Here is a 13592-nt window from a genome sequence, read left to right on the forward strand (position 1 = left end):
GGCTATGGGCCCGGCGGGGGAGGGGGCGGCGGCCGGGACCCGCTGGCCGGCATGCCCCCGCTGGCCGCCGCGGGCAGAAGAGTGCTGGCCCGCGTCATCGACATCGTCATCGTGCTGATCCCGGCGGGCCTGCTGGACTGGGCGGCCGGCGGGGTGCACGGCAACGACTTCAGCTACGGCCGGTCCGCGGTCGGCGGCGTCTTCACGGCCGGGATCGGCTTCCTCTACGAGTGGTACATGACGAAGTCCACCGGTCAGACGGTGGGCAAGAAGCTGATGGGCCTGCGGACGGCGATGCTGTCCGACGGCAGCGTGCCGAACACGAATGCCGCCGCGATCCGCGCGGCCGTGCTGTGGCTGCCGGCCTTCTGCTGCAGCTGCTTCTGGTTCCTGATCATCGGCCTCACCGTGCTGGTGGACAGGCCGTACAAGCAGGGGCTGCACGAGAAGGCGGCCAGGACCGTAGTCGTGACCGCCGTCTGATGGGCCGCCCGAGCGGCTCAGCGCCGCAGCGAGCGCTCACCGACCCGGGAGTGGGCGCCGCTCGCCGCGCGGGAGCGCGAGGCGGGGGCGTGGGCCGGCGGAAGCGGGGCCGGGCCGAGGGAGGCGCGGCGGCGGGCGGTGGCCGGCATGGTCACGGTCACTGCGACGAGCACCCCGAGCACCAGCCCGCCGGCGGCCACGCCGGCGACCGCGGCGCCGGAGCGTACGTCGAACAGCAGCAGCGCCGCGAGGGTGGACAGGACGACGGTCAGGGAACCGTAGGCGAGTTGCGGAGTCGTCGGACGTGGCATCGGGGGAACCGTCCTCGGGTACGTCGAAGCGGGGGCACGCTGACGGGTGGTTCCTGTTCGGCATGCCCGGGGCGAACACCGGGTAAGCATGGCCTCACCCGTCGTGCGGTGCACGAGGGGGCGCACGGGGTCGCACGCGCATCCGGTTCTGTCAACGCTCGGACAGCGCAGGGGTACTTGCGCGGACTGATGTCCGGTCAGCGGAGCCGCGGAACCGGTAAACGTACTGTCCTGCCATGCCCAAGTCAAGGTCTGTTTTTTCGTCCGCCACTCCGGTGCAATGGCCTTTCCCAAGGGGAGGTCAAGTAGTCTTGAAATATCACCGGAGGATCACCCAACCCGCCGCCCTGGCACTGGCAATCGCCGTGCTGGGCGTGCTTCCCACCGCTACCGCGGCGGGTGCCTACGCGGCGGCGCCGGAGCACGCACCCGGCACCGTACCTGCGGCTTCGGCGCACGACCCGGCGGAGAGCCAGGCCCACGACCTGCCGGGCCCGTTCAGCAAGCAGCAGGAGGCCGAGCGCTCCGCCGCCCTCCAGCAGGTCGTCGCGGGACAGGCGTCGGTCCAGCAGATCGGCGCCTCCAAGGTCGTCCAGCTCGGCTCCGGCAAGGGCAAGAAGAGCAAGTACGTGGAGTTGGGCCGGGAGAAGACCGACAAGATCTTCACCATCCTGGCCGAGTTCGGCAACCAGGTGGACAGCACCACCACCTACGACCCGGACGGTCCCGACGGCCCCGACGCCCCGGTCACCAAGTACGGCGGCACGCCGGGCCCGGCGCACAACACGATCGCCAAGCCCGACCCGGCGGCCGACAACAGCACCGCCTGGCAGGCCGACTACAACCAGGCGCACTTCCAGGACCTGTACTTCTCGCACAAGTCCGGCGCCGACTCGCTGGCCACCTACTACGAGAAGCAGTCCTCGGGCCGCTACTCGGTCGACGGTGAGGTCTCCGCCTGGGTCAAGGTGCCCTGGAACGAGGCCCGTTACGGTTCCAACTACTGCGGCAGCACCATCTGCTCCAGCGCCTGGGACCTGATCCGCGACGCCACCACCGCCTATGTCGCCGACCAGAAGGCGCAGGGCCGTACCGACGCCCAGGTCAAGGCGGACCTGGCGCAGTACGACCAGTGGGACCGTTACGACTACGACGGCGACGGCAACTTCAACGAGCCGGACGGCTACATCGACCACTTCCAGATCGTCCACGCGGGCGAGGACGAGTCGGCCGGCGGCGGCGCACAGGCCACCGACGCGCTGTGGGCGCACCGCTGGTACGCGTACGGCACCGACGCGGGCCGCACCGGGCCGGCCGACAACCGCGCGGGCGGCACCCAGATCGGCAACACCGGCATCTGGGTCGGCGACTACACCCTCCAGCCGGAGAACGGCGGCCTCGGCGTCTTCGCGCACGAGTACGGCCACGACCTCGGCCTCCCCGACGAGTACGACACCACGTACATCGGCGAGAACAACACCGCCTTCTGGACGCTGATGTCGTCCGGCTCGTGGATGGGCACCGGCAAGAACGCCATCGGCGACCGTCCCGACGACATGAACGCCTGGGACAAGCTGCAGCTGGGCTGGCTCAACTACGGCACGGCCAAGGCCGCGACGCGCTCCAGCACCAAGCTGGGCGTCGCCGAGTACAACACCAAGGACAAGCAGGCGCTGATAGTCACGCTGCCCGACAAGACCGTCACCACGACGATCACCCCGCCCGCCGAGGGCAGCAAGCAGTGGTGGTCGGGCAGCGGTGACAACCTGGCGAACACCCTGACCCGTTCGGTGGACCTCACCGGCAAGACCTCCGCGTCGCTCACCCTCAAGGGGTGGTGGGACATCGAGGAGAACTACGACTACCTCTACACCGAGGTCTCCGCGGACGGCGGCGCCAGCTGGACCGCGCTCGACGGCACCGCCAACGGCAAGTCCCTGCCGCGTGACGGCGGCAACGCCCCGGCGCTGACCGGCACCAGCGGCGCGTACGAGGACCTGGCCTTCCCGCTCGACGCCTACGCGGGCAAGCAGATCCAGCTGCGCTTCCGCTACCTCACCGACGGCGGTGTGGCCCAGCAGGGCTTCACGGCCGACGCGATCAAGGTGACCGCCGACGGCGCCACCGTGGTCAGCGACGGCGCGGAGACCGACGACAACGGCTGGACCGCCAAGGGCTTCACCCGGATCGGCGCGTCCTTCACCAACGACTACCCCGAGTTCTACATAGCGGAGAACCGGCAGTACGTCTCGTACGACCAGACGCTGAAGACCGGCCCGTACAACTTCGGCTGGCTGAACACCAAGGCCAAGCAGGTCGAGCACTTCCCGTACCAGAACGGGCTGCTCGTGTGGCTCTGGGACACCTCGCAGGCCGACAACAACGTCGGCGCGCACCCGGGCGCCGGCGAGATACTGCCGGTCGACGCCCACGCCAAGCCGGAGAAGTGGTCGGACGGCACGCTGATGCGCAACCGCATCCAGGCCTACGACTCGACCTTCAGCTGGTACCCGACGCAGGGTCTGACCCTGCACAACAACGGGGTCGCCGCCCGGGTCGGCGCGAAGCTCGGCTCGCCGGTCTTCGACGACCACTACGGCACGTACTGGTACGACAGCAACCCGTACGGCAGCGTGAAGGTCCCGGACACCAACACCCGGCTCACCATCACGTCCGAGCCGCTGGACGGCAGCACGCTGACCGTCCAGGTGGGACCGGCGCACCGCTGACAGCGGACGCCGTTCGACCTGCGGTAACGCTACGTTCGGCCGTCGCCTGCTGGTGGGCGGCGGCCGAACGGCCGATGATGTGACCATGGCGGTCGGAGGTTTCAGCAAGCTGCCGAGCGGCACGGTCGTCGTGGCCCTCGCGCTGGCGCACCCTGCCGACCCGGCGCACACGGTACGGGTCGTGGTGCACGCGCTGAACCGGCAGCGCGCCCTGACCCGGCTGAGCAACCTCGGCTTCCGCGGCACCCGCCTGACCGGTAACGCCGAGCCCCCCACCCCGGACGAGATCACCGCGGTGCTGCATCACCCGGACGGGCTCATCTGGCGCGACCGACACGCCAGGACGTCGGACCCCTGGCACCCGATCTCGACCCTGAACCGGGTCTAGCCGGCCGTACGCCTCACGGCTGCACCAGCTCCACGCCCGCGGCCCGCAGCTCGTCCAGCGCCCGCTCGGTGGTCTCCTTCGCCACCCCGGCGGTCAGCCCGACCAGCACCCGGGTAGCGAAGCCCTCCCTGGCCGAGTCCAGGGCCGTCGCGCGCACGCAGTGGTCGGTGGCGATCCCCACGACGTCCACCTCGCCGACCTCGCGCTCCCGCAGCCAGTCCGCGAGCCCGGCGCCGTTCTCGTCCCGGCCCTCGAAACCGCTGTACGCCGCCGCGTAGGCGCCCTTGTCGAAGACCGCGTCCACCGCGCCCGAGGCCACCGCGGGGGCGAAGTTCGGGTGGAAGCCGACGCCCTCGGTGCCCGCCACGCAGTGCACGGGCCAGGTGGTGACGAAGTCCGGCTCGGCGGAGAAGTGGCTCCCCGGTTCGATGTGGTGGTCCCGGGTGGCCACGACATGCCGGTAGCTGCCGGCCGTCTCGCCGATCAGGTCCGTGACCCCGGCGGCCACGTCCGCCCCCCCGGACACCGCGAGACTGCCCCCCTCGCAGAAGTCGTTCTGCACGTCGACGACAATCAGTGCGCGGTGCATGATGCCCTTCCGGCGGATGTGTGAAGACGGCCCGAGCGTATCGCTGACCCCGCCCCCCGGCCTGCGACAGGGGCGCCCCCTGGGGGGCACCCCGTACAGGCGCTAGGTGGTCTGTTCTGTGGGGAGGGCGGGTTCGCCGCGGGAGAGCTGGGTGGCGGACAGCGGGAGGCCGGCCCTGGCCTCGATGTGGCGCACGTGGGCCGCCTCCAGGGGCTCGCGCCCGACGACCTCGCCGGCCCGCACCAGCGGGACGAGGAGCTGGCGGTCCACGAGGTCCTCGGGGACCGCCCCGCTGCCGACGACCTCCGCGACGGCGACCCCGTCCTCGTCGACCCGGCGCGCGGCCCACTTCCTGCCGCCGACGCTCGTCTTCCCGCCCATCGACTTCTTCGCCACCGGCACCAGCGGTTCGCCGCCCGCCGCGCGGGCGACCAGCTTGTAGACCATCGAGCACGTCGGGTGCCCGCTGCCGGTGACCAGCGACGTACCGACCCCGTAGGAGTCGACCGGCGCGGCCGCCAGCGAGGCAATGGCGTACTCGTCCAGGTCGGAGGTGACCACGATCCTGGTCTGCTCGGCCCCGAGGTCGTCAAGCTGCTGGCGCACCCGGTGGGCGAGCAGCAGCAGGTCGCCGGAGTCGATGCGCACCGCGCCCAGCTCGGGCCCGGCGATCTCCACGGCGGCGCGTACCGCGGTCGCCACGTCGTAGGTGTCGACCAGCAGGGTGGTGCCGCGGCCGAGGGACTCGACCTGGGCGGTGAAGGCGTCCCGCTCGGTGTCGTGCAGCAGCGTGAAGGCGTGGGCGCTGGTGCCGACGGTGGGGATGCCGTAGCGGAAGCCGGCCGCGAGGTTGGAGGAGGTGCGGAAGCCGCCGACGTAGGCGGCGCGGGAGGCGGCGACCGCCGCCAGTTCGTGGGTGCGCCGGGCGCCCATCTCCATCAGCGGGCGCCCGCCGGCGGCGACGGCCATCCGGGAGGCGGCGGCGGCGATGGCCGAGTCGTGGTTGAGGATCGACAGGACCACCGTCTCCAGCACGACCGCCTCGGCGAAGGTGCCCTCGACCCGCAGGACCGGGGAGCCGGGGAAGTAGACCTCGCCCTCGGGGTAGCCCCAGATGTCACCCGTGAAGCGGTATCCCGCCAGCCATTCGAGTGTCGCCTCGTCCACGACGCGTTCGCGCCGCAGGAAGTCCAGGACGGGCGCGTCGAAGCGGAAGTTCTCTACGGCGTCGAGCACCCGGCCGGTGCCGGCGACGACGCCGTAGCGGCGGCCTTCCGGCAGCCGCCGGGTGAAGGCCTCGAAGACCGAGCGGCGCTGTGCGGCCCCGCTGCGCAGCGCCGCCTGCAGCATGGTCAGCTCGTAGCGGTCGGTGAAAAGCGCGGTGGACGGCACGTCCACCGGCAGTCCCAGCTCTGCTGTGCTCATGACCGGGATGCTACCCCCGATCTCGTCAAACTGACGAGATCTCCGGGGTGTGCGCGCCCTCACACCCCCGCGAGCACACCATTTGTGCGAGACCCCACAACAGCGGCAGCATGGAACCTGTGAGTGTCGCCCCAGTCGAGCCCGTCGAGACCGAACGCCCCGAGTCGAGCGAAGCGCCGTTCGCCGCTCCCGAACCGGACGTCCCGTGGGTGACGATCGTGCACAACGACCCGGTCAACCTCATGAGCTACGTGACATACGTCTTTCAGGCGTACTTCGGCTATTCGAAGGGCAAGGCCACCAAACTCATGCAGGACGTCCACCACAAGGGCAGGGCCGTGGTCTCCAGCGGCAGCCGCGAGGAGATGGAACGCGACGTGCAGGCGATGCACGGCTACGGCCTGTGGGCGACGCTGTCGCAGGACCGCTGATGGGCCGCAAGCGGGCCCGTTCGGGCTACTTCGAGGCGGTGCGGGGCGGCGGCGCCGCCATCGCGCTGGACCGGGGCGAGATCTCCATCCTGCGCTCCCTGGTCGTCCAGCTGCTGGAGCTGGTCGGCCCGGGACCCGGTGCGGCCGACGCCGACGCCGACCCGCTGGCTGAGCTGTTCGCCGAGGGGCCCAGCAGGCCGCCGGACGACCCGGCGCTGGCCAGGCTGTTCCCCGACGCCTACGAGGAGCAGGCGGACGCCTCGGAATTCCGCCGCTTCACCGAGAACGACCTGCGGGCCCGCAAGCGCGACGACGCGCTGGCCATGGTGCGCTGCCTGGACCGGGGCGGCGCGCAGCTGGACCTCACGCCCGAGGAGTCCAGGCAGTGGCTGGGCACACTCAACGATCTGCGGCTGACCATCGGCGCGTACCTGGACATCACCGAGGACGACGACAACGAGCTGTACCACCTGCCGGACGATGACGAGCGCAAGCCGATGGTGGTGGCGTACCTGTGGCTCGGCGCGCTCCAGGAGTCGCTGGTCGAGACGCTGATGCCGTAGGGCGCCCGCGAGGACCCCTCCGGTGGCCCAGTACGGATTTCGGCGCCGCGCCCGCGTGGTACGGATCCGGGCATGACGGACCCGAAGGACGTACCGGCCGAGGCCGACGAGGAATACGCGCGCGGCCTCGGCAGCCGGCAGATCCAGATGATCGCGATCGGCGGCGCCATCGGCACCGGGCTCTTCCTCGGCGCGGGCCGCGCCATCCACCAGGCCGGCCCCAGCCTGATCCTGATGTACGCCGTCGCCGGCGTCGTCATCTTCGCGATCATGCGGGCGCTGGGCGAACTGCTGACCTACCGGCCGGTGTCCGGCTCCTTCGCCGACTACGCCCGCGAATTCCTCGGCCCGTTCGCCGGTTACGCCACCGGCTGGACGTACTGGCTGCTGTGGGTGGTCACCGGGATGGCAGAAGTGACCGCCGCCGCCACGTATGTCGCCTACTGGTGGCCGCAGGTGCCGCAGTGGAGCGCGGCGGCCGGCTTCCTGCTGCTGCTCTTCGCGGCCAACCTGATCTCGGTGAAGCTGTTCGGCGAGGTCGAGTTCTGGCTGTCGATGATCAAGGTCACCGCGATCCTGGGGATGATCCTGATCGGCGTCGGCGTGCTGACCCTCGGCCTGTCCGCGGCCGGTGACACCGCGTCGGTCGGCCACCTGTGGCGCGACGGCGGCTTCTTCCCCAACGGGGTCGGCAGCTCGCTGCTGACCCTGCAGATCGTCATGTTCGCCTACGTCGCGGTCGAACTCGTCGGGGTGACCGCGGGCGAGGCGCAGAACCCGCGCAGGACGCTGCCCCGGGCCATCAACACCCTGCCGTGGCGCATCGCGCTGTTCTACGTCGGCGCGCTGACCGTGATGCTCTGCGTGGTGTCCTGGACCGAATTCAGCCCGGGCGTCAGCCCGTTCGTGGCCGCCTTTGCCAAGATCGGCATCCCCTTCGGCGCCGGCATCGTGAATTTCGTGGTGCTGTCCGCCGCCCTGTCGTCGTGCAACTCCGGGATGTACTCCACCGGCCGGATGCTGCGCGACCTGGCCGTCAACGGCCAGGGGCCGCAGCTGTTCGGCCGGCTGACCGCGCGCCGCACCCCGGCGGCCGGCACGCTCGCCTCGGTCGGCGTGATGGGCATCGGGGTGTGGCTCAACTACGTCGACCCGGCGGGCGCGTTCACGTACATCACCGCCTTCGCGACCGTCGCCGGGGTGTGGACCTGGGCGGTGATCCTCGGCTCGCACATCCGCTACCGGGCCGCCGTGCGCGCCGGGCGGGCCGCGACCGCCTGGTTCACCGCGCCGGGCGGCGCCGCGGCCAGCTGGGCGGCGCTGGGCTTCCTGGCCGTGGTCGTGGTGCTGATCGGCGCCGACAGCCAGGCGCGGATCTCGCTCTACGGCGTCCCGCTGTGGTTCGCCGCGCTGGCGGCCGGCCACCGGGTGCTCAAGCGGCGCAACCCGGCCGCCTTCGCCCGCCGCGCCCATGTGCCGCCGTCGCCGGAGGGCGACCTCGCGGACGGCCCGCGGACCACCCCGGACGCCGCCGCGCTGTGAGACGGCGGCGCCCTGCTGGAGCCCTGGCCGCCCCTGTTACTTTTCCCGCATGCTGACCATCACCCAGGAGCTGTACGACGCGATCGTGGCCCACGCCCGCGCCGACCACCCCGACGAGGCCTGCGGCATCGTGGCGGGGCCGGAGGGCAGCGGCCGCCCCGAGCGGTTCATCCCGATGCTGAACGCTGCCCGCTCGCCGACCTTCTACGAGTTCGACTCCACCGACCTGCTCAAGCTCTACCGGGACCTCGACGACCGGGACGAGGAGCCGGTGATCGTCTACCACTCGCACACCGCGACCGAGGCGTACCCGTCCCGCACCGACATCTCCTACGCCAACGAGCCGGGCGCGCACTACGTCCTGGTGTCGACCGCGGAGGACTTCCAGTTCCGCTCGTTCCGCATCGTGGACGGTGCCGTCACGGAAGAACCGGTCAAAGTAGTGGCTTCGTACGCCTGACGTTCCGGATGCCGAGACGTGCGCCTGAGCCCGGTTCGGGGAATCGATACGATGAGCGCATGGTTTTCTCCGACGTGAGCGACAATGCGCCGGGCACGCCGCTCGTGGCGCGGCTGCACGTCGATCTGTGCCGCCGCACCAGCGCGGCGTGTCCGCGCGCCTGACCGCACCACCGCGCCGCTCCGCCCGCACCCCGTACGGCCCGCACGGCACCGCAGCCCCGCCCGCGACGAGCACCAGCCCGTCCCCGCACCCACGCACTCACTGGAGCGCAGACATGGCCATCGAGGTCCGCATCCCGACCATCCTCCGCACCTACACCGACGGCGAGAAGTCCGTCGAAGGCGCGGGCAGCACGCTCGACGAGCTGCTCACCGACCTCGACAGCCGCCACGCGGGGCTGCGGGACCGGGTGGTCGACGGCGGCGAGCTGCGCCGCTTCGTCAACGTCTACCTCAACGACGAGGACGTCCGCTTCCTGGACGGCATCACCACCGAGCTCGCCGACGGCGACAGCGTGACGATCCTGCCCGCCGTCGCCGGGGGCATGGCCTGATGCGCTACGACAGCCCGCTGGCGGCGGTCGGCAACACCCCGCTGGTCCGCCTGCCGCGCCTGTCACCGTCCGACGCCGTGAGCGTCTGGGCCAAGCTGGAGGACCGCAACCCGACCGGCTCGGTCAAGGACCGCCCGGCCCTGCACATGGTCGAGCGGGCCGAGGCCGAGGGGCGGCTCACCCCCGGCTGCACCATCCTGGAGCCGACCTCCGGCAACACCGGCATCTCGCTGGCGATGGCCGCCCGGCTCAAGGGCTACCGCATCGTCTGCGTGATGCCCGAGAACACCTCCTCGGAGCGGCGCGAACTGCTCACCATGTGGGGCGCCGAGATCATCTCCTCGCCCGCGGCCGGCGGCTCCAACACCGCCGTGCGGGTCGCCAAGGAACTGGCCGCGGAACACCCCGACTGGGTGATGCTCTACCAGTACGGCAACCCCGCCAACTCCGGGGCGCACTACACCACCACGGGCCCGGAGATCCTCGCCGACCTGCCGACCATCACCCACTTCGTCGCGGGCCTGGGCACCACGGGCACCCTGATGGGCGTCGGCCGCTTCCTGCGCGAGAAGGTCCCCGGCGTCGCCATCGTCGCCGCCGAGCCGCGCTACGACGACCTGGTCTACGGGCTGCGCAACCTCGACGAGGGCTTCGTGCCCGAGCTGTACGACGAGTCGGTGCTCACCACCCGCTTCTCGGTCGGCTCCCAGGACGCGGTCCGCCGCACCCGCGAACTGCTCCAGCAGGAGGGCATCTTCGCCGGAGTGTCCACCGGCGCGGCCCTGCACGCGGCGCTCGGCGTCGCCGCCAAGGCCGAGCGTGCGGGCGAGCGGGCCGACGTGGTCTTCGTCGTCGCCGACGGCGGCTGGAAGTACCTGTCCACCGGCATCTACACCGCGCCGACCACCGAGGCCGCGGTGGCCGCCCTGCACGGCCAGCTCTGGGCCTGACCCGCGGCGGCGGCGCGCCGGACGGGGCCCCGCCCGTCCGGCGTACCGCCCGCTCCCGCCTGCCGCCGTCGAACACAAAGCGCCAAGTGCGGCCGTACGGGACCTAAAAGACCCCCCGGACTGGTGATTCCGCCCACAACGGGGCGCCGTGGAGGCCCAGCGCACCGCCTTGCGCTCTACCCTCGGCAAGACATGGCGGACCGCTTCCGCCAATTCCCCCGCCCCGCCAGGAAAGGGGTGATTGCGGCGCGCCCTCGGAGGTGTTTCCCGGAATGAAGCTCACCGTCGTCGGCTGCTCGGGGTCGTTCCCGTCCGTGGACTCGGCTTGTTCGAGCTATCTCGTCGAGGCCGACGGCTTCCGGCTGCTGATCGACATGGGCAACGGCGCCCTGGGCGAACTGCAGCGCCACTGCGGGCTCTACGACCTGGACGCGGTCGTGCTGAGCCATCTGCACGCCGACCACTGCATCGACATGTGCGGCTACTTCGTGGCCCGCTACTACCGCCACGACGGCGGCCCGGCCGCCGCGATCCCGGTCTACGGCCCGGCCGGCACCGAGCGCCGGCTGAACATCGCCTACGGCGACGTACCCGACGAGAAGTGCATGAGCGAGGTCTTCGACTTCCGCACCCTCCAGCCGGGCAGCTTCCGGCTCGGCCCGTTCGACATCAGCACCGACCTGGTCAGCCACCCCGTCGAGGCCTACGGCTTCCGGCTCGGCTACCAGGGCCGCACGCTCACCTACTCCGGCGACACCGGCCCCTGCGACGCGCTCGACACCCTCGCCCGGGGCGCGGACCTCTTCCTGTGCGAGGCGTCCTTCATGTACGGCAAGGAGGACATCCCCGAGCTGCACCTCAACGGCCGCGAGGCCGGGCAGATCGCCGCCCGCGCCGGGGTGTCCCGGCTGGTGCTGACCCACATCCCGCCCTGGACCAGCCCCATGGCCAACCTGCGCGACGCCCGGGCCGCCTTCGACGGCCCGGTGGAACTGGCGAAGGCGGGCGCGGTCTACGAGCTGTAGACCGGCGCGCCCGCCTTCGTACGTCCGTGCCGGTCCTGACCTACTTGGTCAGGTCCTCGATCTCCTCTGCGGGCTCGCGGCCCGGGGTCTTGAGGTCGAACCTCACGATCGCGAACCGGAACACGACGTAGTAGACCGCCGCGAACACCAGGCCGATCGGGATGATCAGCCACGGCTTGGTGGCATGGCTCCAGTTCAGCGCGTAGTCGATCAGGCCGGCCGAGAAGTTGAAGCCGGCGTGCACGCCCAGGCCCCAGGTGATGGCCATCGACGCGGCGGTCAGCAGGATGTGGATCACGTACAGCACCGGCGCGATGAACATGAACGAGAACTCGATCGGCTCGGTGACACCGGTCACGAACGAGGTCAGCCCGATGGACACCATCATGCCGAGCACGGCCTTGCGGCGCTCGGGGCGCGCGGTGTGCGCCATCGCCAGCGCGGCGGCGGGCAGGCCGAACATCATGATCGGGAAGAAGCCGGACTGGAACATGCCCGCGCTGTGGTCGCCCGCCAGGAAGCGCGGGATGTCGCCGTGCACGACGGTGCCGGTGGCGTCGGTGAAGTCGCCGATCTGGAACCAGGCCACGGCGTTGACGAACTGGTGCATGCCGACCGGGATCAGCGCGCGGTTCACGCCGCCGAAGAGGGCGGCGCCGCCCGGGCCCAGGCCCGTCATCCAGTTGCCGAAGTGGGTGATACCGTCACCGATCGGCTCCCAGACCAGGCCGAAGAAGACGCCCACGGCCAGGCCGACGAAGGCCATCAGGATCGGGACCAGGCGCCGGCCGTTGAAGAAGCCCAGCCACTCCACGAGCTTGGTGCGGTGGAAGCGCTGCCAGACGACCGCGGAGAGCAGGCCCATGATGATGCCGCCGAGCACACCGGGGTCGTTGTAGACCGCGGCGACGTCGATACCGCTGTTGGCTGTGGTGTTGATCACCGCGTCGTGAACGGGGAAGGCCTGCAGTACCTTGGAATAGACCAGGAAGCCGACCAGGGCGGCCAGCGCGGTCGAGCCGTCGGACTTCTTGGCGAAGCCGATGGCCACGCCTATGCAGAACAGCATCGGCAGGGCGCCGGTCAGCGCCCCGCCGGCGTTGCCGAAGACGGACGCGACCTTGTCCCAGCCCAGGCCGTCGCTGCCGAAGACGTCGGGCTGGCCCAGCCGGACCATGATGCCGGCGGCGGGCAGGACCGCGATCGGCAGCTGAAGGCTGCGGCCGATCTTCTGCAGGCCCTGGAAAATCCCGGAGCCGCGCTTCTTCGCGGGAGCCGAGGGAGCCGCGGGAGCGGCGTCGTCGGGGGCCGTGGCCGTTGTCATCAGAATCCTCCGTGGTCTATACCACTTAGTGGTGTAGACCTATGTAACACGTCGGATGCGCGTAAAGGAATCCACGATTCCGGGTGTGCTGCGTCACACCGCTCACGCACAGCGAAGCCCCCCGGGTCCGCTGACCAGGGGGTGTGACGTACGGTTCGCGCCGCCGTCACGGAAAGTCGCGCTACTTGACGGTGTCCCGCTCCCTCTCCTTGCGGGCTGCGGCCCGCCTTCTGCGGGCCTTGGGAGAACCGGCCGCTCCAGCCGCGGCCGGGCCGCGCGACGGCGGTGCCCTGCGCTCACCCGGGCCGGCCCCGGGCGGGCCGGTCGCGTACAGTGGTGTAGACCACTTGGGGATGCGGGAGACCGGCGTCCATGATCGACATGGTGGCCCACCGCGGGATCGACCGCTCGCGAAGCTGGGCCAACCGTGCGTTAACGTGACATGACGGACCCGCGGTGGGTCGGAGAAACAGGGAGACTCAGATGGCCACCAAGGCAGAGAAGATCGTCGCCGGGCTCGGCGGACTCGACAACATCGAAGAGGTCGAGGGCTGCATCACCCGCCTGCGCACGGAGGTCGTCGACCCCTCCCTCGTCGATGAGGCCGCACTCAAGGCCGCCGGCGCCCACGGCGTGGTGAAGATGGGTACGGCGATCCAGGTCGTGATCGGGACGGACGCGGATCCGATCGCGTCGGACATCGAAGACATGATGTAGCCCCCGGGCTCCCTTCCACCCCGAAGCTCGCGTCTGCCCCGCCTCCGCCGCGCCCCCTGGCACCCGGGGGCAGATGTGCGGGGCCGGCGGAACCAGGGG

At 70.9% G+C, this 13592-nt stretch carries 16 protein-coding genes; 12 read left to right on the top strand and 4 right to left on the bottom strand.

Features of this window, described 5'->3' with window-relative positions; all coding sequences use genetic code 11:
• Window positions 1-483 (top strand): RDD family protein (locus V7E46_RS28160; RefSeq protein WP_333771053.1); only part of this gene is annotated, 483 nt, incomplete at its 5' end.
• Window positions 484-500: 17 nt separating this feature from the next.
• On the opposite strand, the gene V7E46_RS28165 is transcribed toward V7E46_RS28160, so the two are convergent.
• Window positions 501-794, bottom strand: coding sequence for a hypothetical protein (locus tag V7E46_RS28165; RefSeq protein WP_333771054.1), 294 nt, complete (start codon window positions 792-794; stop codon window positions 501-503).
• A 311-nt stretch (window positions 795-1105) separates the two neighbouring features.
• Between V7E46_RS28165 and V7E46_RS28170 the strand changes: the two genes are divergently transcribed.
• Window positions 1106-3523, top strand: coding sequence for an immune inhibitor A domain-containing protein (locus tag V7E46_RS28170; RefSeq protein WP_329178652.1), 2418 nt, complete (start codon window positions 1106-1108; stop codon window positions 3521-3523).
• 85 nt (window positions 3524-3608) lie between these two features.
• A complete protein-coding gene (locus tag V7E46_RS28175; protein WP_333771056.1) occupies window positions 3609-3911 on the top strand; it encodes a hypothetical protein in 303 nt (100 codons plus the stop codon).
• 13 nt (window positions 3912-3924) lie between these two features.
• Here V7E46_RS28175 and V7E46_RS28180 read toward each other — a convergent pair whose 3' ends face one another.
• Both V7E46_RS28180 and V7E46_RS28185 read right to left on the bottom strand, forming a co-directional pair.
• Window positions 3925-4500, bottom strand: coding sequence for a nicotinamidase (locus V7E46_RS28180; protein WP_329178656.1), 576 nt, complete (start codon window positions 4498-4500; stop codon window positions 3925-3927).
• Between the two features lie 102 nt (window positions 4501-4602).
• A complete protein-coding gene (locus V7E46_RS28185) occupies window positions 4603-5925 on the bottom strand; it encodes a nicotinate phosphoribosyltransferase (RefSeq protein WP_333771058.1) in 1323 nt (440 codons plus the stop codon).
• Between the two features lie 110 nt (window positions 5926-6035).
• On the opposite strand from V7E46_RS28185, the gene clpS reads away from it, so the two are divergent.
• The 8 genes from clpS to V7E46_RS28225 all read left to right on the top strand — a co-directional run bounded on the left by clpS (window position 6036) and on the right by V7E46_RS28225 (window position 11452).
• Window positions 6036-6356, top strand: coding sequence for an ATP-dependent Clp protease adapter ClpS (gene clpS, locus V7E46_RS28190; protein ID WP_329178659.1), 321 nt, complete (start codon window positions 6036-6038; stop codon window positions 6354-6356).
• Window positions 6356-6919 carry a DUF2017 domain-containing protein gene (locus V7E46_RS28195; RefSeq protein ID WP_333771059.1) on the top strand — a complete coding sequence of 188 codons (564 nt, stop codon included), beginning with the start codon at window positions 6356-6358 and terminating at the stop codon, window positions 6917-6919. The genes clpS and V7E46_RS28195 overlap by 1 nt, the downstream gene beginning before the upstream one ends.
• A 72-nt stretch (window positions 6920-6991) precedes the next feature.
• Window positions 6992-8461, top strand: a complete 1470-nt coding sequence (locus V7E46_RS28200; RefSeq protein ID WP_333771060.1) for an amino acid permease — start codon at window positions 6992-6994, stop codon at window positions 8459-8461.
• 49 nt (window positions 8462-8510) lie between these two features.
• Window positions 8511-8921: a Mov34/MPN/PAD-1 family protein gene (locus V7E46_RS28205; RefSeq protein ID WP_073493638.1), complete on the top strand. Its 411-nt coding sequence runs from the start codon at window positions 8511-8513 to the stop codon at window positions 8919-8921.
• A gap of 59 nt (window positions 8922-8980) precedes the next feature.
• Complete coding sequence (locus V7E46_RS28210; RefSeq protein ID WP_329178666.1) at window positions 8981-9085, top strand: putative leader peptide; 105 nt, start codon at window positions 8981-8983, stop codon at window positions 9083-9085.
• Between the two features lie 113 nt (window positions 9086-9198).
• Window positions 9199-9477 carry a MoaD/ThiS family protein gene (locus tag V7E46_RS28215; RefSeq protein WP_329178668.1) on the top strand — a complete coding sequence of 93 codons (279 nt, stop codon included), beginning with the start codon at window positions 9199-9201 and terminating at the stop codon, window positions 9475-9477.
• Window positions 9477-10427 (top strand): PLP-dependent cysteine synthase family protein, encoded by a 951-nt coding sequence (locus V7E46_RS28220; protein ID WP_329178670.1) that lies wholly within the window; start codon window positions 9477-9479, stop codon window positions 10425-10427. The genes V7E46_RS28215 and V7E46_RS28220 overlap by 1 nt, the downstream gene beginning before the upstream one ends.
• A 272-nt stretch (window positions 10428-10699) precedes the next feature.
• Entirely contained in the window at window positions 10700-11452 is a 753-nt protein-coding gene (locus V7E46_RS28225) for an MBL fold metallo-hydrolase (RefSeq protein ID WP_329178672.1), read from the top strand.
• Between the two features lie 40 nt (window positions 11453-11492).
• On the opposite strand, the gene V7E46_RS28230 is transcribed toward V7E46_RS28225, so the two are convergent.
• Window positions 11493-12776, bottom strand: a complete 1284-nt coding sequence (locus V7E46_RS28230; protein ID WP_333771061.1) for a PTS transporter subunit EIIC — start codon at window positions 12774-12776, stop codon at window positions 11493-11495.
• A 483-nt stretch (window positions 12777-13259) separates the two neighbouring features.
• On the opposite strand from V7E46_RS28230, the gene V7E46_RS28235 reads away from it, so the two are divergent.
• Window positions 13260-13493 (top strand): glucose PTS transporter subunit EIIB, encoded by a 234-nt coding sequence (locus tag V7E46_RS28235; RefSeq protein WP_033175692.1) that lies wholly within the window; start codon window positions 13260-13262, stop codon window positions 13491-13493.
• The last annotated feature ends 99 nt before the right edge of the window (window positions 13494-13592 follow it).

This window comes from Streptomyces sp. IBSBF 2435 (assembly GCF_036815005.1).
GTDB lineage: Bacteria > Actinomycetota > Actinomycetes > Streptomycetales > Streptomycetaceae > Actinacidiphila.